This is a genomic window from Nocardia sp. NPDC056064, assembly GCF_042266925.1.
In the GTDB taxonomy this organism is placed as follows: Bacteria; Actinomycetota; Actinomycetes; order Mycobacteriales; family Mycobacteriaceae; genus Nocardia.
On the sequence record NZ_JBHJWO010000001.1, the window covers coordinates 333,078 to 351,048 of the forward strand.

16 protein-coding genes are annotated in these 17,971 nt (G+C 69.3%); 3 read left to right on the forward strand and 13 right to left on the reverse strand.

The genetic code is table 11. The annotated features are described in order from the left end of the window. Window positions 1-62: 62 nt before the first annotated feature. Complete coding sequence (locus tag ACFC06_RS01615; RefSeq protein ID WP_375926562.1) at window positions 63-1,103, forward strand: alpha/beta fold hydrolase; 1,041 nt, start codon at window positions 63-65, stop codon at window positions 1,101-1,103. On the opposite strand, the gene fadD5 is transcribed toward ACFC06_RS01615, so the two are convergent. Genes fadD5 through ACFC06_RS01630 form a run of 3 tightly spaced genes read right to left on the reverse strand, consistent with a single transcriptional unit; the run spans window position 1,093 to window position 4,482 of the window. Further along, window positions 1,093-2,667, reverse strand: a complete 1,575-nt coding sequence (gene fadD5 / locus ACFC06_RS01620) for a fatty-acid--CoA ligase FadD5 (RefSeq protein WP_375926565.1) — start codon at window positions 2,665-2,667, stop codon at window positions 1,093-1,095. The two genes, ACFC06_RS01615 and fadD5, sit on opposite strands and share 11 nt — an antisense overlap. Window positions 2,668-2,692: 25 nt before the next feature. Then, complete coding sequence (locus ACFC06_RS01625) at window positions 2,693-3,499, reverse strand: enoyl-CoA hydratase (RefSeq protein WP_375926568.1); 807 nt, start codon at window positions 3,497-3,499, stop codon at window positions 2,693-2,695. Next, window positions 3,496-4,482, reverse strand: a complete 987-nt coding sequence (locus tag ACFC06_RS01630) for an NAD(P)H-dependent flavin oxidoreductase (RefSeq protein WP_375926571.1) — start codon at window positions 4,480-4,482, stop codon at window positions 3,496-3,498. Before ACFC06_RS01630 ends, ACFC06_RS01625 begins: the two co-directional genes overlap by 4 nt. 262 nt (window positions 4,483-4,744) lie before the next feature. On the opposite strand from ACFC06_RS01630, the gene ACFC06_RS01635 reads away from it, so the two are divergent. Continuing rightward, on the forward strand, window positions 4,745-6,214 hold the full coding sequence (locus ACFC06_RS01635; protein ID WP_375926574.1) for an aldehyde dehydrogenase family protein: 1,470 nt from the start codon (window positions 4,745-4,747) through the stop codon (window positions 6,212-6,214). 36 nt (window positions 6,215-6,250) lie between these two features. Continuing rightward, window positions 6,251-7,396, forward strand: a complete 1,146-nt coding sequence (locus ACFC06_RS01640; RefSeq protein ID WP_375926577.1) for an acyl-CoA dehydrogenase family protein — start codon at window positions 6,251-6,253, stop codon at window positions 7,394-7,396. Between the two features lie 55 nt (window positions 7,397-7,451). On the opposite strand, the gene ACFC06_RS01645 is transcribed toward ACFC06_RS01640, so the two are convergent. Genes ACFC06_RS01645 through ACFC06_RS01690 form a run of 10 tightly spaced genes read right to left on the reverse strand, consistent with a single transcriptional unit; the run spans window position 7,452 to window position 17,944 of the window. Continuing rightward, the gene (locus ACFC06_RS01645; protein WP_375926580.1) at window positions 7,452-8,741 is read right to left on the reverse strand and encodes a TetR/AcrR family transcriptional regulator; all 1,290 of its coding nucleotides are present in this window, start codon (window positions 8,739-8,741) and stop codon (window positions 7,452-7,454) included. A 40-nt stretch (window positions 8,742-8,781) separates the two neighbouring features. Beyond that, window positions 8,782-9,363, reverse strand: coding sequence for a hypothetical protein (locus ACFC06_RS01650; RefSeq protein ID WP_375926583.1), 582 nt, complete (start codon window positions 9,361-9,363; stop codon window positions 8,782-8,784). A gap of 14 nt (window positions 9,364-9,377) precedes the next feature. Continuing rightward, entirely contained in the window at window positions 9,378-10,562 is a 1,185-nt protein-coding gene (locus ACFC06_RS01655; RefSeq protein WP_375926586.1) for an MCE family protein, read from the reverse strand. After that, window positions 10,559-11,671 (reverse strand): MCE family protein, encoded by a 1,113-nt coding sequence (locus ACFC06_RS01660; protein ID WP_375926589.1) that lies wholly within the window; start codon window positions 11,669-11,671, stop codon window positions 10,559-10,561. Before ACFC06_RS01660 ends, ACFC06_RS01655 begins: the two co-directional genes overlap by 4 nt. Continuing rightward, window positions 11,668-12,759 (reverse strand): MCE family protein, encoded by a 1,092-nt coding sequence (locus ACFC06_RS01665; RefSeq protein ID WP_375926592.1) that lies wholly within the window; start codon window positions 12,757-12,759, stop codon window positions 11,668-11,670. The genes ACFC06_RS01660 and ACFC06_RS01665 overlap by 4 nt, the downstream gene beginning before the upstream one ends. Beyond that, window positions 12,759-13,772: an MCE family protein gene (locus tag ACFC06_RS01670; RefSeq protein ID WP_375926595.1), complete on the reverse strand. Its 1,014-nt coding sequence runs from the start codon at window positions 13,770-13,772 to the stop codon at window positions 12,759-12,761. The genes ACFC06_RS01665 and ACFC06_RS01670 overlap by 1 nt, the downstream gene beginning before the upstream one ends. Next, a complete protein-coding gene (locus tag ACFC06_RS01675; RefSeq protein WP_375926598.1) occupies window positions 13,769-14,791 on the reverse strand; it encodes an MlaD family protein in 1,023 nt (340 codons plus the stop codon). The genes ACFC06_RS01670 and ACFC06_RS01675 overlap by 4 nt, the downstream gene beginning before the upstream one ends. Beyond that, the gene (locus ACFC06_RS01680; RefSeq protein WP_375926601.1) at window positions 14,788-16,218 is read right to left on the reverse strand and encodes an MCE family protein; all 1,431 of its coding nucleotides are present in this window, start codon (window positions 16,216-16,218) and stop codon (window positions 14,788-14,790) included. Before ACFC06_RS01680 ends, ACFC06_RS01675 begins: the two co-directional genes overlap by 4 nt. 9 nt (window positions 16,219-16,227) lie before the next feature. After that, complete coding sequence (locus tag ACFC06_RS01685) at window positions 16,228-17,091, reverse strand: ABC transporter permease (RefSeq protein ID WP_375926604.1); 864 nt, start codon at window positions 17,089-17,091, stop codon at window positions 16,228-16,230. Between the two features lies 1 nt (window position 17,092). After that, the gene (locus ACFC06_RS01690; protein WP_375926607.1) at window positions 17,093-17,944 is read right to left on the reverse strand and encodes an MlaE family ABC transporter permease; all 852 of its coding nucleotides are present in this window, start codon (window positions 17,942-17,944) and stop codon (window positions 17,093-17,095) included. Window positions 17,945-17,971: the final 27 nt, after the last annotated feature.

Genomic DNA, 17,971 nt, shown 5'->3' on the forward strand with positions numbered 1-17,971 from the left:
AACGAGTTTCGGAGCCTGCCGCCCGGCAGGTGCGTTGTGGTGTGGAGTGAGGGGACAGGTTCGTGGGGTTCGTTGCCGATGTGCCGCGCGCGGTGCGCAATGTGTGGTCGGTGTCGTTCGGCGGTGGCATAGAGCCGGACGACCCGGCGCCGTCGACGACGGTCTACCAGGGCAGTCACCGTCATCTGAAGCGCTACGACCGCGCGGCCCCGGCCACCGGGAACCCGGTGCTGCTGGTGCCGCCGCTGGCGGTCACCCCGTCCTGCTTCGACCTGCGTCCCGGGCAGAGCCTGGTGCGCTACCTGCTCGGGCAGGGCAGGCAGCCGTATGTCATCGACTACGGCCACTTCGGTTACGCCGACCGGGATCTCGGCATCGAGGACTGGACCCACGACATCCTGCCCGAGGCCGTCCGCCGGGTCGCCGAGGACCACGACGGCCCGGTCGACCTGATCGGCTGGTCGCTCGGCGGGGTGATGTCGCTGCTGACCGCGGCCGCCCACGCCGACCTGCCGATCGCCTCGATCACCGCGCTGGCCCCGCCCATCGATCAGCGCCGCACCGCCATGCTGACCCCGCTGCGGCTGGTCGGCAAGGTCACCGGCGGCCGGGAGATGGCCCTGGCCACCCGGATCATGGGCGGTATCCCGCAGGAATTCGTGCGGATCGGGTTCCGGTTGCAGGCCTTCGACCGGGAACTGGCGCGGCCGATGTTCCTGGCGCGCAACGCCCTCGACACCGAGGCGCTGGCCCGGATGGAGGCCACCGACCGCTTCATGTCCAGCATGCCCGGCTATCCGGGCCGCTCGTACTGGCAGATCCACCGCAGCCTGGTGCTGCGCAACGAACTCGCCACCGGCTCGGTGCGGCTGCGCTCGGACCTGGTGATCGAGCTGGCCAAGGTGACCTGCCGGGTGCTGCTGATCGGCAGCCGCGGTGATGTGGTGGTGCCCGCCACCTCGGTGCGCCGCGGCCTGGACGTGCTGCCACACGCCGCCGAGGCGCGCTTCGTCGAGGTCCGCGGCGGTCACCTGGGCCTGCTGGCCAGTGCGACCGCCGCGGCATCGACCTACCCCGCGATCGAGGAGTTCCTCAGCCGCTGATCGCGGTCGCCGCGCCGTGCCGCGCGCGCAGCTCGTGCTTGACGACCTTGCCTCCGGCATTGCGCGGCAGCGCCTCGACCACGACCAGCGCCTTGGGGTGCTTGTAGCGGGCCAGATGGGCGTTGAGGTGCTCGGTGAGGTCGGCCAGTTCGATCGCCTCGGCGTCGTCCACCGCGACGACGGCGACCGGCACCTCGCCCCACTTCTCGTCGGGCCGCCCGATCACCGCGGCCTCGCGGATGCGGGGGTGGGCGAACAGCACGTTCTCCACCTCGGCGCAGTAGATGTTCTCGCCGCCGGAGATGATCATGTCCTTCTTGCGGTCGACGACGTAGACGAAGCCCTCCTCGTCGCGGCGCACCAGATCACCGGAGTGGAACCAGCCGCCGGCGAACGCGTCGGCGGTGGCGCGCGGGTTGTTCCAGTACTCGCGCATGAGAGTCGGTCCGCGGTAGACGATCTCGCCGATCTCGCCCGGCGCCACATCGTTCATCTCGTCGTCGACGATGCGGGTGGCGATGGTGGGGATCGGCTTGCCGACCGAGCCCAGCTTGCGGATGGTGTCCTCGCCGTCGAGCACGCAGGTGATCGGTGACATCTCCGTCTGCCCGAACACCGCGACATTGAGCGCCCGCGGGAACGTCTCGGCCATCGCCCGCAGCACCGTGTCGGAGGCGGGCGCGGCACCCCAGCTGATCACCCGCAGCCGCAGATCCCGCTGCGCCACACTGGGATCGGCGCAGACGATCTGCCACTGCGCGGGCACCAGGAACACCGACGTGGCCCGCTCGCGCTCCCACGCGTCGAGCACCTCGGTGGCGTCGAAGGCCTGCAGCGGGTGGATCACCGTGAGCGCGCCGAGGACGAAACAGCAGGCGATGCTGCCCAATCCGGCGATGTGGAACAGCGGCGAGGCGCAGAAGGCGATGTCGTCGTCGGTGTAGCGCATGGCCCGGATACAGGTCAGTGCCTGGGCCTGCATGTTGAGATGGGTCAGCACCGCGCCCTTGGGGCTGCCGGTGGTGCCGGAGGTGTACATGATCAGCGCGGCCGAGTCCTCGGGCACGTCACGGGGTTCGTGCGGTAGGCCCTCTTCGGCGATCAGGTCCTCGTAGCCGAGCACACCGTCGCCGGTGGGCGCGCCGACCACGATCCGCGTGCGCAGCGTGTCGGTGCCCGTCGCGACGGCGGCGGCCAGTGGCGCGAGCACGGCGTCGGTGATGAGGACCGCGCTGCCGCTGTCGTTCACCTGATAGACCAGCTCGGGCGGGGTGAGCCGGAAGTTCACCGGCACCGCGATGGCGCCGAGGGTGTTCACGGCGAACACCGATTCGATGTACTCGGTGTTGTTGAGCATCAGGATCATCACCCGGTCGCCGGGCTCGACGCCGCGGCGGGCGAGCGCGTCGGCCAGGCGCTGGACCCGCGCGTGCAGGGTGCCCCAGGTGGTGGTCGTGCCCAGGAACCGCAGCGCGGGCGCGTCCGGGATGGTGGTGGCGTGCAGGGCGATCTGGTTCATCCAGTGATTGCGGCGCGAGCGCAGCGGTTCGACGGCAGTGGTCATGGAAAGCGTCTCCTCGGGAGCGGGACTAGGCCGGGTCGGTGATCGGAGCGGGCGCACCGGCGAAACGCGGTGGGCGACGGGTGAGCACGGCGGTCATGCCCTCGAGGAAGTCGGGCGAGACCAGCAGCTCGGACTGACCGGTCTTCTCCCGGTCGAGCGCGGCGTCGAGTTCGGTCAGGGTCGCGGCATTGATCGCGGCCTTGGTCAACTCCAGCGAACGGCGCGGACCGGCGGCGAGCTTGGCGGCCACGGCGTCGACCTCGGCGTCGAGCTGATCGGCGGGCAGGCTGCGGGTGATCAGCCCCGCCGCGGCCGCCTCGGGCGCGGGCAGCCGGGCTCCGAGCAGCGCCAGTTCGGCGGCCCGGACGCGGCCCATGGCGGCGGCGACCATGGCGGTGGCGCCACCGTCGGGCATCAGGCCGATGGAGGTGAACGGCAGCAGCAGGTAGGCGGTCTCGGCCGCGTAGATCAGGTCGGCGGCCAGCGCGATCGAGGTGCCCACCCCGGCGGCCGGTCCGTTGACGCGCGCGATCACCGGCAGCGGGGAGGCCACGATCGCGCGGATCACCGCGTTGGCGCTGTCCATCACCCGCTCGGGCGCGGCCTCGTTGCCCCCGGCCGCGGCCGCGGCGGCCAGATCGGCGCCGGTGCAGAACGCCTTGCCCGCGCCGGTCAGCACGATCACCCGGGTGTCGGGCCGGGTGTGCGCCGCGGTGATGAGCTCACCGAGCTCGTCCATGGTGGCCAGGTCGATGGCGTTCATCCGGGCCTGGCGGTCGACGGTGATCCGCAGGACCCCGCGTTCCTCTTCGATCAGCACGCTCTCGCTCATCGGGCCACCGCCCCGACCAGCGCACCGGCCAGACGGCCCGCGATGAGATCCTCGGCCTCGCGCACGATCCGGCCCACCAGCTCCGCGCAGGTGGGGATGTCGTGGATCAACCCCTGACATTGGCCGACACTCCAGATGCCCGCGTCGAGATCGCCGTTCTCGTAGACCTTGCGGCCCCGCGCGCCCGCGACCAGCTCGCGCACATCGGCGAACGTGCCGCCCGCGCGCTCGATCTCGACGACCTCGCGGCTCACGGCGTTGTCGGCCACCCGGGCGGTGTTGTTCATGGTGCGGAAGATCAGCTTGGTGTCGAGCTCGGTATTGGTCACGATCTTCTCCTTCACGGCGTGCGCGATCGGCGACTCCACGGTGCACAGGAACCTGGTGCCCATATTGACCCCGTCGGCGCCCAGTGCCATGGCCGCGACCAGCCCGCGCGCGTCGGCGATCCCGCCGGAGGCGATCATCGGGATCTCCAGCTCGCGCGCCGCGGCGGGGATCAGGACCAGGCCGGGGGTGTCGTTCTCGCCGGGGTGCCCGGCGCATTCGAAGCCGTCGATGCTCACCGCGTCGACGCCCACCTGCTGCGCCTTGAGCGCGTGCTTGACGCTGGTGCACTTGTGCAGCACCTTGATGCCCGCGTCCTTGAGGAAGGGCAGATGGGTGGCCGGATTGCCGCCCGCGATCTCGACGATCGGGACGCCGCCGTCGATGATCGCCTGCCGGTACTCCTCGTAGGGCGGCGGCGTGATGGACGGCAGGATCGTCAGATTCACCCCGAACGGCTTGTCGGTGAGGTCCCTGGTGCGGGCGATCTCCTCGCGCAGCGCCTGCGGCGTCGGCTGGGTCAGCCCGGTGATGATGCCCAGGCCGCCCGCCTCGGACACGGCGGCGGCGAGTTCGGCCCGGCCGACCCACATCATCCCGCCCTGCACGATCGGGTGCTCGACACCGAAGGCCTCGGTGAATCGGGTGCGCAGCATTTGCGCTCTCCCTCCGGATTCGTCGTTCCCCGCGGTGGCGCCGTGCCGCGACAGCTCTTTGCAACCGAGGAGAATCATGATTAACTTATTGAGAATTACGATTAACTTAACGGTGGCCGGCGCGGCGTGTCAATAGGCCGCGCGGTTCGCCGGGTCCCGTGGTCGCCCTGCCTGAGCTGCGCGGTGCGGGGCTGCCACCGAGCAATCCGAAGGATGGTCGAGAATGACCGAAACCCCCACTACCGCCCCTGTTTCTGCGACAATGATCCACACCGTCGACCCGGCCACCGGCGAGCAGGTCGGCAGCTGGGCCGTCGACGATGCGGCGAGCGTGGCCGCCGCGGTCACCCGGGCCCGGTCGGCCGCGCAGACGTGGAGTGAACTCGGGTTCACCGGGCGGAAGCGGGCACTCCAGCGCTGGGCCGCGAGCATCGTGAACAACATCGACGAGTTCTGCGCGCTGATCAAGGCCGAGAACGGCAAGCCGCTCGACGACGCCTACCTCGAGGTGATCACCGCCGTCGAGCACCTGAACTGGGCCGCCGAGAACGCGGGCAAGGTGCTGAAGCCGAAGAAGGTCTACCCCGGCCTGATGATGGCCAACCACGAGGCCGTCATCGAACAGCGCCCGCACGGCGTGGTGGGTGTGATCGGGCCGTGGAACTACCCGGTGTACACGCCGAACGGGTCGATCGCCTACGCGCTGGCCGCGGGCAACACCGTCGTGTTCAAACCCAGCGAGCTCACCCTCGGGGTCGGGCACTGGTTCGCCGACGCGTTCACCAAGGCCAATCCCGAGCTGCCGCAGGGCATCCTGAGCGTGGTCAGCGGCGACGGCGCGACCGGGCGCGCGCTGGTCGAGTCCGAGGTCGACATGATCGCCTTCACCGGCTCCACCGCGACCGGCAAGCGGATCATGGCCGCCGCCGCGCAGAAGCTGACCCCGGTGGTCCTCGAATGCGGTGGCAAGGACGCGGCGATCGTCGCCGAGGACGCCGATGTCGCCGCGGCCGCCGACGCCATCGTCTGGTCGGCCATCGCCAACTCCGGGCAGACCTGCGTCGGAACCGAACGCTGCTACGTGGTGGACTCGGTGCTCGACGAGTTCGTCGCCGAGGTCACCCGCCGCGTCGCCGACCTGACGCCGGGCTCGGGCCCCGACGCCGCCTACGGGCCGATGACCCTGCCCGCCCAGCTCGACATCGTCACCGAACACGTCGAGGACGCCCTGGCCAAGGGTGCAAAGGCCGTAGTCGGCGGTCGTGAGGCGATCAAGGCGCCGTTCGTGAGCCCGATCGTGCTGCTCGACACCCCCGAGGACTCGGTGGCGGTCACCGAGGAGACCTTCGGACCCACCCTCACGATCCGCGGTGTCCGCGATGTCGAGGAGGCCATCCGGCTGTCCAACGCCTCCCGCTACGGCCTGGCCTCGACGGTGTTCTCCCGCAGGCGCGGCATGGAGATCGCCCGGCAGCTGCGCGTCGGCGCGACCTCGGTGAACAGCGCGGCCGCCTACGCCGCCATCCCGGCGTTGCCCTTCGGCGGGGTGGGGGAGTCCGGCATCGGCCGGATTCACGGTGCGGCCGGGCTGCTCGGCTTCACCCGGCCGCATTCGATCGCGCGACAGCGCTTCGCCGTCCCCGGCATGGCGCTGCTGTCGTTCGCCCGCACCGCATCGACCATGTCGATGGTCCGCACGCTCACCGCCCGCCGTTTCGGGCGCGCCAAGTAGTCCACCCACCACCCACGAAAGCAGAGGAACACACTCATGGGCGTCGAATTCAGCCCGGAACAGCAGGATTTCGCCGCGGCGGTCGCCGCGTTCGCCAAGCGTGAGGCGGGCACCAGGGAGAAGCGCGACGCGCTCACCGACCACGACGCCGAGCAGCACAACGCCGGCGTCTACGCCAAGATGGCCGAGCTGGGCTGGCTGGGCCTGACCGTGCCCGAGGAGTACGGCGGCTCGGACGCCTCGATGGTCGACATGTGCATCCTGCTCGAGGAGAGCCTGCGCGGGCTGCTGCCGATCGGGGCCATCGGCCCGACCCTGATCACCGGCGGCGCCTACGCCAAGTTCGGCACCGAGGCGCAGAAGGACAGCGTGCTGCGCGGCATCGTGCGCGGTGCCTCCCAGTCGATCTCGATGTCGGAGCCGGAGGCGGGCTCCGACGTCGGCAACATCACCACCCGCGCGGAGAAGACCAGTGACGGCTGGCTGATCAACGGCCAGAAGACCTGGTGTTCCAACGCGCACATCTCCGAGAACATCCTGCTGGTCGCGCGCACCGACCGCAGCGGCGGCAAGCACGAGGGACTCACCATGTTCCACGTGCCCGCCGACACCCCCGGCCTGAAGATCAGCCCGATCGAGCTGATGGGCAACCAGAAGGAGACCAACGACCTGTACTTCACCGACTGCGTGCTCCCCGAGGACGCGGTGGTCGGCGAGGTGGGCAACGGCTGGCGCCAGCTCATGACGGGCCTGAACTTCGAGCGGCTGGTGCTGGCCGCGATGAGCCTGGGCACCGCCGAGCGCGCCTTCGAGGACACCCTGCAGTTCATCCGCGAGCGCAAGCAGTTCGGCAGGCCGATCGGTTCCTTCCAGGCCCTGCGTCATCGCGTCGCCGACCTGGCCACCGAGATCGAATGCACCAAGCTGCTGGTCTACAGCGTGGCGGCCGCCGTCGACGCCGACCCGAAGAAGACCTTCGCCCGCGAGGCGTCGATGGCCAAGCTCAAGGCCACCGAGACCGCCAAGCAGGTCGCCCTGGCCGGGATGCAGATGATGGGTGGCTACGGCTACGCCCGCGAGTTCGACATGGAGAAGCACGTGCGCGGGGCCCTGGTCTCCACCATCTTCGGTGGCACCAGCGAGATCCAGCGCGACATCATCGGCAAGACCTTCGGCCTCTGATCCAGGAGGGGGACGGGCGCCCGGCCGGAGATTCCGGCCGGGCGCCCGTGGAGATCTAGCGCGGCAGCGGCTGACCCAGCAGAATCGTCTCGAGCAACTGCACCACCGTCTCCTGCGGGCAGACCGTGTCGTCGCCGAAGGCGCGGCCCAGGTCGACGACCAGGCTGAACGCGGCGTGCACCAGAATCCGGGCCTCACCCATCGACAGTTCCGGCCGGGCCGCGACGACCAGCTTGGCCCACTCGGCGATGATCAGCTGCTGCAGGTGCCGCAGCGTCACCTGATCGGCGTGGTCGACGTGGCTGAACTCCGCGTAGTAGACGAAGGTCAGCGCGCGCTCGTCGAACGAACCGGCCACATAGAGCTCGATCAGCGTCGCCAACGCCCCGGCCGGGGTGTCCGCGGCCGCGATGGCCGGGGCGATCGCCGCCGAGACCCGGTCGGCCGCGCGCCGGAACGCGGCCACCAGCAGATCACTCTTGCTGCGGTAGTAGCGGTAGACCGCCGAGGCGGCCGACAGGTCCGCGGCGCCGGCGATGTCCTCCATGCTGACATTCGGATACCCGCGCTCGTGGAACAGTTCCACCGCCTTGCGCAGCAGCAGATCGTGCTTGAACGGCTGGTAGCGCTCCTTGGTGGACCCGGTCGCCGTGGTGGCGTCGAGGCGGACCAGATCCGCGTCGATCAGCGCCCGGCTCGTCGCCTTCAGCAACGGCGCGAGAGCCTTGGCGGGCACCGTCGCGTGGTGGTCGCCGATGCTGCTCACCACGGCGAAGATCGAGACCGCGCGGATGGCGAGGTCGCGGCGATCCAGTTCGGGCCGCACGTCCCCGATGAGGGTGCGCAGGGCCGCGATGGCCGCGGTGAACTGCGCGTTGAGCTCGTCGAAATCGGCGGGCTCCAGATACCGGCGCTCCCAGCGCACCAGCGCCACCGTCGGCCGGTTCGCGATGGTCAGGGAGATGATGGCGTCGACGACGTGGTCCACGCGCTCACGGGCTGACCAGTCGGCCGCTTCGGCAGGCAGCTCGGTGGCGCTGAGCGCCAGCCCGGACAGCCGCAGCAGTTCCTCGCGGAACAGCGCGTACTTGCTCGGGAAGTGCCGGTAGAGCGCGGTGGAACTGATGTCGAGCCTGCGGGCGATGTCGTCCATGCTGACGCCGTGATAGCCGTGCGCGCCGAACGCGGCCGCCGATTCCGCCGCGATCTGCGCACGCCGGTTCTTCGGCCTGCGCCGGATCGGGCGGGCCGGTGTCTGCGGCGCTGCTTCGTCTGCCTGCTTGCTCGTCGTCTTGCCCTTTGTTCCTCGCGGGGAGCGCACGTTCCCGATGATCTTGCCCGTCATGCTATCGCCTGCCCCGGTAGGCCGGGCGCACCGGATTCCGTCACTGGGCGGGCACCGCCGGTAGTGGGGAGTTGACCTTCTCGACCAGCCAGCGGTCGTCGTCGTGGCGCAGGCTGAACACCATCGACAGCTGGCCGGGCTTGGCCTTGTGCTCGGTGCCGAGGCTGGAGATGGTCGTGCCGATCACCACGATGGCCTCGGCCGAGGACTCGTCACCGCCGCGCAGCGCGCACTGGGTGTCGGTGCTCTTGGAGACCACCTCGCCCTGGGTGAGCGCGTCGCGTAGTTCGGTGCTGGTCGCCTCGAACTGTTTCTTCCAGTCGCCGGTCGCGCCGTCGAGGACGGCGGCGAAGTAGGTGTCGAGGCTCTTGCTGTCGTAGTCGGCCAGCACCGGCCCGTACCGGCAGGCGGCCTCGCGGGCCTGCTGCTGGGCCGCCAGCAGATCCTTGCTGTCCTTGTTCTCGACGAACAGGAACACCGAGGTCGCCACCGAAGCGCCGAGGACCACGGCCGCGGCGCCGCGCAGGCCCAGGGTCCGGCGATCCACGGCCCACCACCTGCGCCCGGCCGGTGCCGGGGGCTCGGTGGTGTCGTCGGTGGTGGGTGTTTCGTCGTTGCTCATGATTGTCTGGCTCCTCATCGGGGTGCGGGGACAGCGGGCTGGGACAGTTCGTCGCCGGTCACCCCGGGCGGCGGGCCCGCGCCGTTGTCGGGGCCCGGCGGGCGGGGCGCGTTGGCCGAACCGCGCACCTGCAGCGCGGGATTGTCGGTGACGCAGTAGTTGTAGAGACGCACCCTGGTGTCGGTGGTGACGGTGGTCGGCACGATCGGCACCGTGTCGTAGTCGCAGGTCGGGCGCGGCCACGGATCGACCAGGGTGAAGAAGGCATTGTCGTGGGCGGGCACGCCGACCGCCTCGGCGAAGCGGCTCAGGGTGGGGAACAGCAGCTCGATGGCGGGCTGGCGCAGCTTGGCGGCCCGGGTGATCGCGACGAAGTTCGTCACCAGATCGGTGATCGGATCGTGGGTGCGGGAGATGAACCCGCCCAGGGTGGCCAGCTGGCCGGGACCCTGCTCGAGCAGGTGCCGTAGTTCCGCGTCGGCGACGGTGAACTGCTGGAACAGGGCACTGCCCGCGCCGGTGAGGGTGCCCAGGTCGGGTTGGGCGTGCGAGGTGGTCTCGGCGATGACCACGAGATTGCGCAGCAGGTGCTCGGTCTGCGGGAGCAGCTCGGTGAGCCCGGCCATCGCGCGGCTGAGCCCGGAGATCATGTTGCGCAGGCCGTCGGGCCCACCGGCCAGTGCCTTGTCGAGTTCGTCGACGATGACATTGAGCCGTTCGGGATTCATCCCGCCGACCAGTCCGGCCATATTGCCCAGCACCGACTGCACCTGCACCGGCACCGCGGTGTCGGCACGGGCGACCACGGCGCCCTCGCGCAGGTAGGGCCCGGTGTCGGTGTCGGGCCGGAAGTCCAGATACTGCTCACCGGCCGCCGACAGGCGCGCGACCGCGACCGTGCCGCCGACCGGAATCCGGGTGCCCGCCTCGATCTCGGCGACGGCCACGATCCCCGTGCCGTCCACGCGCACGTCCTTCACCCGGCCGACCCGCACCCCACGGAAGGTGACATCGCTGCCGGTGGTGAGCCCACCCGAGGTCGCCAGTTCGACCGTGACCGCGTACCGCGACCCGGTCGGGTCGATCCGCAGCACCGCGCCACCCAGATACAGGCTGCCCAGCACCAGCACCACGACCAGTCCGGCATTGGCGACCGCCACGCGGCGGCGAACCAGCCACTGCCACAACGGTGAGTTCATCGGGGTCCCTCCTGCGGCGGCTGCTGCGGGGTGCTGTTGAGGCGGCCGGTCACCTTGGCGATCACGTCGGTGATGCTGCCGACGAAGGCGGGGATGTCGGTGCCGTCGGGCCAGCGGCTGCCGGCCGGATCGGTGATCGCGCCGATGTCGAGGTAGGACAGGATCGCCCCGACCGACAGGTTCGGGCCGCGCATGCTGTCCATCACCGAGGGATAGATCTGGTGGAAGCCGTCCAGGGCGCCGGTGAGATCGTCGCCCATCTGCACGAACCCGTTCATCAGGTTCTGGATGCTCTGGAACAGGCTGACGAACTGCGGCCCGTTGCTCGCGCTGAAATCGCCCAGCGCGTCCATGGTCACCGCCACCTTGGTGATGAGATCGACGATGGCCTGGTTGTTCTCGGCGAACAACCCGATCAGCTGCGGGAAACTGTCGGCGGCCGCGCCGAGTTCGGCCTTGCGCCGGGCCAGTTCGCCGGTGAGCACCGACAGCCCGTGCAGGGTGGCGTCCAGGTCACCGGTGCGTTCGTTGAGCGCGGTGATCACCGAGGTCATCTCGCCGATCAGGTGCTGGAGCTGGGGTGCCTTGCCCGCGAAGATGGAGTCGAGCTCGGCGGTGATCCGGGCGGCCTGGTTGAGGCCGCCGCCGTTGATCAGCATCGACACCGACATCATCAGCTGTTCGACCGAGGCCGCCGAGGCGGTGTGCTCGGCGCCGATCGTCGCGCCCGGACGCAGCGGCGGCCCGGCCTGCTCGGCGCTGGGCAGGGTGACGGCCACGAAGATGTCACCGAGCGGGGTCGCCTGGCGCAGCTCCACCGTGGTGCCCTCGGGCAGCTGGATGTCGGTGCGGATGAGCATCTCCACATCGGCCAGGAACGAGGTCGTCGAGATCCCGGTGACCACCCCGATATCGGTGCCGCCGATCTTCACGTGGGCCCGGTCGGGCAGGTTGAGCGCGTCACGGAAGGTGGCGTGCAGGGTGTAGCCGGGGCCGCCGATGCCGGGTTCGGGCATCGGCAGTTCGGCCACGGTCATCGAGCAGCCGGTGGCCGACACGGTGACGGCGGCGGCGCACAGGGCCGCGGCCAGCGTGGTGCGCAGGGTCATTTCGTCAGTCCCAACAGCGCGGCGGTCAACCCGAAATCCGGGCCCATATCGGAGATCTTGCCGGTGCGGCAGCCGTCCAGACGCATCTGCACGCGCTCACAGAAGGTGGCGATCACCTCGCTGTCGAGCACGATCTTGTCCAGCAGTCCGTGCAGGCGCAGCGCCTGGTGTTCGCGGCTGATGGCGTTGTCGAAGTTCTGAAACATCAGCGGGCCGACGTCGATGATCTCGGTGAGATTGCGCGCGTTGGCCCGCATCTGGGCCGCGATCGCGACGAACTTGGTGAGCGCGCCCGCGAGCTGGTCCTGGTTCTGCCCGACCACCGAGGAGGTGTTGGTGATGAAGCCGTCGAGCTGGGCCAGCACCGCCTGCAGGCCGGGGGACTGCTGCCCGAACAGCGCCACCAGTTCGGTGATGCGTCCGCTGAAATCCCGGACCGTCTGGTCGTTCTCGGCGATGACCTGGGTGATCTCGCCGAGCTTCACGATCGTGTTGGCGATCTGGTCCTTGTTGGCGAAGGTCACCTCGAAGGCCGCCGAGAGCTGATCGAGGGTCTCGCGCAACCGGTCGCCGTTGCCGTCGAGCAGCGGGAACAGCACCCGGCTGGCCATCGGCCCGTTCTCGCTGTCGCCTTTGAGCGCCTCGCCCAGCTGATCGAAATTGGCCAGGATGCGGTCGAGTTCGACCGGTGTCCTGGTGCGGGCCAGCGGAATGTGCGCGCCGTCGGCGAGTTCGGGGCCCGACCCGGTGTAGGCCGGGGCCAGCTCGACGTGTCGGTTGGTGATCAGCTGGGGCGAGATCAGCGCCGCCATCGCGTCGGCGGGAATACGCACGTCGCGATCGACCGACATCACCACCTCGACGTAACTGCCGCGCGGGGTCACCGAGTCGACCACGCCGACCGGCACGCCGAGGACGGAGACCTCGTTGCCCGCGTAGAGCCCGGCCACGTTCTCGAAATCGGCGCTGATGCGTTTCTGTTCGCTCAGCATCCGGTCACCGAGCCCGGTGACGCTGTCGGGCAGCAGCGCGCAGCCCGACGCGAGCAGCGCCGTCAGGCACAGCGCCGCGAGTTTGCCTGTCCTCATCAGTTGCACCCCTGTACGGCCTGCGCGAAGCACAGCCAGTTGTCCGGCAGGATCCACGGCGCCCAGATCTCGCCGTACGGGCCGTTGCCCAGCAGATTGTTGAACTGGCGCAAGGTGACCGGCGCGATCTCGTAGAGCCGGTCCAGGTTCTCCTTGTTCGCGGTCAACCCGTCCGACATGGTGTTCAGGTTCGTGATCAGCGGACCGAGCTCACCGTTGTTCTCGATGCCCATGTCCTGCAGCAGCTTCGACATCTCGGCCACGTTGTCGAGCAGCTGGGCCAGCAGCGTCTGCCGCTGCTGGACCGCCGCGCCGATGGCCTCGCCCCTGGTGAGCAGGACGAGCACGCTGTTGCGGTTGTCCGAGACCAGCTGGGAGACCTGGTCCATGTTCTTCAACAGCGAGTCGACCTCGTCGCGCCTGCTGTTGATCACCTGGGCCAGCGCGCCGATGCTGTCGAGCGCCTGCACCGCCATCGCCGGCGAGTCACCGAGCTGGGCACTGAACACATCCAGCGCGGTGCGCAGCTTGGCCGGGTCGATGCGTTCGATCCGTTCGAACGAGGAGGTGTACTTCGGGTCCTGGATGACCTTGCTCAGGTTGTAGGGCACCGAGGTGTTCTCGATCCCGATCCGCTTGCCGGGCAGCCCTTTTCCGTCACCGGGATCGAGGTCGATGTGCAGGCGCCCGAGAATGGTGGACATCTCGATGGCCGCGCGGGCGTCGGCGCCCAGGCGGATGTCGTGGCGGATGCGCAGCGCGACATCGACCCGGTCGTTCACCAGTTTCACCGACTGCACCGCGCCCACCTCGATGCCGGAGATGTCGACGGTCGCGCCCGGTTGCAGGCCGGCGGCCTGGGCGAACTCGGCGTGCACGGTGACATCACCGAGCCGGATCTGGGTGAGCAGGCTGGAGGCCCCCAGCAGGACCAGCACGGACGCCGCGGCGATCAGGCCGAGCCGCAGATGCCGGTTGTGCAGCAGGAACGCTGGAACGCGTGGCTTGATCATCGACACACTCCCGATTGCGAGGTGCCGCCGACCTGCGAGAACAGACCCTCCGGCAGGAGGACGCCCCACAGCGAGACGTCGAGGCGGCAGATGTAGGCGTTGCCGTAGGTGCCGTACTGGGTGAACCGGGCCACGCCGTTGAGGAAGTCGGGGAACTCGAGCGCCATGCGATCGAGCGCGGCCCCGTTGTAGAGCAGCATCATCACGCCGGTGGTGGCGTTGCGTTGGGCATCGGCCATACCGGGTTTGACCTGCCCGATCAGCGAGACCAGCGAATCCGTCGCCCCGGCCACCCGCTCCACCGAGCTCTTCAGTGCCTCGCCCTCGGCGTAGAGCCCGTCCATGAGGCTGCGGGTCTGGGTGATCAGCGTCTCCAGTTCGCCGCTGCGATTGGCCAGACCGGCCATGACCGAGCTGAGATTGCTCAGCACGTCGCCGAGGATCTGATCGCGCTCGCCGAAGGTGCCCGCCAGCTGCGCGGCCTGGGTGATCAGCGCCGACAGCGACACCTCGTTGCCCTGCAGGGCCTGGATGAGCGTCTCCGACAGCGAGTTGATCTGGTCGGGTTGCAGCACGCTGAACAGCGGCTCGAACCCGGACAGCAGCGCGGACACGTCGAAGGACGGCTCGGTGCGCTCCAGTGGGATCTCCGTGCCCGGCGCCAGCACCGCTCCCGCCTCGGTGCCGGGCGCCAGCGCGAGATAGCGCTGACCGATCAGGTTCTGGTAGCGCACCAGGGCCTTGGTGGTGTCGGTCAGATGCTGCCGCGACTCGATCCGGAACTCGACCCGGGCGGCATAGTCGTCGGTGAAGTCGATCCCGTCGACCCGCCCGACCCGCACCCCGGCCATCCGCACGTCGTCACCGACCCGCAGGCCCAGGACATCGGTGAACACCGCCGAATAGCTCGAGGTGTTGCCCGGGACGCTGCGCTGCAACGTCGACCAGATCGTGTAGGTGAGCACGGTCGCCAGCACGACGAACAGGCTGAAACCGATGAGTGACTTGCCGTATCTCACTGCTGGACACCACCTTCGGTGTCGGGGACGACGGGAACATTGCCCAGGATCGATCCGAGCAGCAGCAGCTGGCTGAAGGTCGGTGTGCCACCGACCAGTGCCGACACCGCGGCGATGCCGGTCAGCCGGGGCTGCGAGGCCGGGGCGGCGGGCGCGGGATCGACGGCCGCCGCCGGAGCGGTGATGCCCGGAATGGCGGGCAGACCGGGGAGCGCGGGCAGGCCGGGCAGCGTCGGCAGGGTGATCCCGGGCAGGGTGGGCAGGCCGGGCAGTGTCACCGTGGGGGCCACCGGCGCGGGCCCGGCGGCATCGAGCCACTGCGGCAGCATCGAGGCCGGATACTCCTGCGGCGGAGCGACTTCGGGCACGGTCGGGCCGCCACAGCGCGGGCCGGTCATCTCGCCGTAGCGGGGGCAGTCCTGCGCGGTGTACTGCTGGAACGGTGTGAAGGTCACGTCCATGCGCCAGGTCATCTGCTTGCGCGGACCGAAGGTGAAGGTCTGCTGCAGTTTTCGGAACGAGGCATTGAGATTGGCCGCCGTGGACTGCAACGCGCCGGGGTCCTTGGCGATACCGCCGATCAGCCCGTCCAGCCCGGCGACGAGTTCCTTGCCCGAATCCGGATTCGCGGCGAACAGCGCGTTCACCGAGTCGATCGTCGCGTTGCCCTGCACCAGCAGGTCCACCAGCTGCGCGCGGTGCTCGTTGAGCGTGCGCGCCGAGGTCACCGAATCGGCCAGCACACCGACCAGCTCGGGTGCCGACGCGCTCAGCGCCGTCGCGGCGCGGCCGAGATCGCCGAGCAGGCCGCCGATCTCGGGGATCTGGTGCACGGTCGTCAGCCACTGGTCGAGCCGCTCGATGGTCGACCCCGGCACCCGCGCGCCCGGATCGAGCGCGGCCGACAGCGTCGCCAGCACCCGGCCCAGCTTCTCGGGCTGGATGGTGGCCAGCACGTCACGCAGGGTGTTGAGGGTGGACTGCAGCTGGACGGTGGCCTCGCTGGTGTCCTCGGCGATGGTGGCGCCCGCGCGCAGCGTCGAGGTGGCGGTGCCGTTGTCGACCAGCTGGATCGACGAGACACCGAAGATGTTGTCGGGGACCACGCGCGCGGTCACGGTATCCGGAATCGTCTCGGCCAGGCCGGGTTTCAGTTCGAAGGTGGCACGCTGGCGTTCGCCCTTGGCCACCATCTCCACCGAGCCGACCACCCCGACGACCATGCCGCGGAACTTCACGTCGGCGCGCTGGGGTAGCCCGTCGCCGGTGCTGGTCAGGTCGGCGCCGACCACGACGGTGTCCTCGAACTCGCCGTTGTAGCGCAGCGCGAGCAGATACAGCGCGACCGCGAAGGCGGTGAGCACCGCCAGCCCCGCGAGCGTGAGCTGCAGGGGTTTGGGGCCGCGGCCGCTGGGATCGAGAATCATTCGATCGACCTATCCCGAGATCCGGAATCCGGGGTCGATGCCCCAGATCGCAAGGGTGAGAAACAGATTGGTGAAGACCATCACGACGATGACCATCTTGATCGCGCGTCCGGCCGCCACCCCGACGCCTTCGGGGCCGCCGGTGGCCACGAAGCCGTAGTAGCACTGGATGAACGCGGCGATCAGCACGAACACCACCACTTTGAACAGCGAGAAGAACACGTCTCCGCCCAGCAGGAACTGGAAGAAGTAGTGGTCGTAGGTGCCCGCGGTGGTGCCACCGAGGAACAGCACCGACAGCTTGGTCGCCACATAGGCCACCGCAAGGCCCAGGGTGTAGAGCGGGATGATGGTGATGGTGGCCGCGAGCATCCTGGTGGTCACCAGGTAGGGCAGCGGCCGGATGGCGATGGACTCGAGCGCGTCGATCTCCTCGGAGATCCGCATCGAGCCGAGCTGGGCGGTGAAGCGGCAGCCGGACTGGATGGCGAAGGCCAGGGTGCCCAGGATGGGCGCGATCTCGCGGGTGGTGGCGAAGCCTGAGATGGCACCGGTCAGCGGTCCCATGGTCAGCAGGTTCAGCGCGGTGTAGGACTCCACGCCCACGGTGATGCCACCGAAGGCGCACAGCACGACCACCACGCCGACCGTGCCGCCGCCCACGATGAGTGACCCGTTGCCCCAGCCGACATCGGCGACCAGGCGCGCGACCTCCTTGCGGTAGTGGCGCAGGGTGAACGGAATGGCCAGCAGCGCCTGGAAGAACACGATCGCCTGGTGGCCGATGCGCTGATTGACCTCGATGGGGATCTTGGCGGTGTTGCCGATCGCGCGGACCGGCCGCAGTGCCGGCGGAATGTATTCGGCGGCCATCTCACACCACCTTCGAGGGGAAGAAGCTGTTGTAGAGCTGGGTGACGATGATGTTGGTGGCGAACAGCATCAGCGCCGAGGTGACCACCGCGGAGTTCACCGAATTGGCCACCCCGCCCGGGCCGCCCTTGGTGTGCAGGCCGATGTCACAGGCGATGATCGCGGTGAGCGCGCCGAAGATCGCGGCCTTGAACAGCGCCACCAGTAGATCGTTCGCCACGGCGAAGGAGGCGAAGGAACTGATGAACGAGCCCGGCGTGCCGTGCTGGGCGTAGACATTGAACATGTACGCCGTCGCGAAGCCGACGAACACGATGAACCCGCACAGCAGCATGCTCACCAGCACCGCCGCCGCCAGCCGCGGGGCGACCAGCCTGCGCACCGGGTCCACGCCCATCACCTTCATCGCGTCGATCTCCTCGCGGATGGTGCGCGAGCCGAGATCGGCGCAGATGGCCGAGCCGACCGCGCCCGCGATCATCAGCGAGGTGACCAGCGGCGCGCCCTGGCGGATGATCCCGAGCCCGGCCACCGCCCCGATGAACGTGGTGGCACCGACCTGGTTGACCAGCGCGCCCACCTGGATCGAGACCACCACCGCGACCGGGATGGCGACGAAGACCGTCGGGAGGGCCGAGACATTGGCCATGAACGCGCACTGTTTGACGAACTCCTGGAATGGGAATCGCCGTCGCACCAGCGACAGGAACAGCTGCGCGAGCGCGGCCCGGCCGAGCAGGACCTGCCTGCCCAGTGTCTCGACCGACTGCTGGGGATGTCGTCGCCAGAGCCCGGTGGCGCTGTCGATGATCCGCCCGAGTTCGGACGGTTCGGTGGCCGGTTGCGGCGTCACGCTGCACCGATCCTTTCTTGCTGCGGG

Excerpts from the sequence above, each read along its gene's own strand:
- fadD5 (WP_375926565.1), bottom strand. The coding sequence starts at position 2,667 with ATGACCACTGCCGTCGAACCGCTGCGCTCGCGCCGCAATCACTGGATG.
- ACFC06_RS01625 (WP_375926568.1), bottom strand. The coding sequence starts at position 3,499 with ATGAGCGAGAGCGTGCTGATCGAAGAGGAACGCGGGGTCCTGCGGATC.
- ACFC06_RS01630 (WP_375926571.1), bottom strand. The coding sequence starts at position 4,482 with ATGCTGCGCACCCGATTCACCGAGGCCTTCGGTGTCGAGCACCCGATC.
- ACFC06_RS01635 (WP_375926574.1), top strand. The coding sequence starts at position 4,745 with ATGATCCACACCGTCGACCCGGCCACCGGCGAGCAGGTCGGCAGCTGG.
- ACFC06_RS01640 (WP_375926577.1), top strand. The coding sequence starts at position 6,251 with ATGGGCGTCGAATTCAGCCCGGAACAGCAGGATTTCGCCGCGGCGGTC.
- ACFC06_RS01645 (WP_375926580.1), bottom strand. The coding sequence starts at position 8,741 with ATGACGGGCAAGATCATCGGGAACGTGCGCTCCCCGCGAGGAACAAAG.
- ACFC06_RS01650 (WP_375926583.1), bottom strand. The coding sequence starts at position 9,363 with ATGAGCAACGACGAAACACCCACCACCGACGACACCACCGAGCCCCCG.
- ACFC06_RS01655 (WP_375926586.1), bottom strand. The coding sequence starts at position 10,562 with ATGAACTCACCGTTGTGGCAGTGGCTGGTTCGCCGCCGCGTGGCGGTC.
- ACFC06_RS01660 (WP_375926589.1), bottom strand. The coding sequence starts at position 11,671 with ATGACCCTGCGCACCACGCTGGCCGCGGCCCTGTGCGCCGCCGCCGTC.
- ACFC06_RS01665 (WP_375926592.1), bottom strand. The coding sequence starts at position 12,759 with ATGAGGACAGGCAAACTCGCGGCGCTGTGCCTGACGGCGCTGCTCGCG.
- ACFC06_RS01670 (WP_375926595.1), bottom strand. The coding sequence starts at position 13,772 with ATGATCAAGCCACGCGTTCCAGCGTTCCTGCTGCACAACCGGCATCTG.
- ACFC06_RS01680 (WP_375926601.1), bottom strand. The coding sequence starts at position 16,218 with ATGATTCTCGATCCCAGCGGCCGCGGCCCCAAACCCCTGCAGCTCACG.
- ACFC06_RS01685 (WP_375926604.1), bottom strand. The coding sequence starts at position 17,091 with ATGGCCGCCGAATACATTCCGCCGGCACTGCGGCCGGTCCGCGCGATC.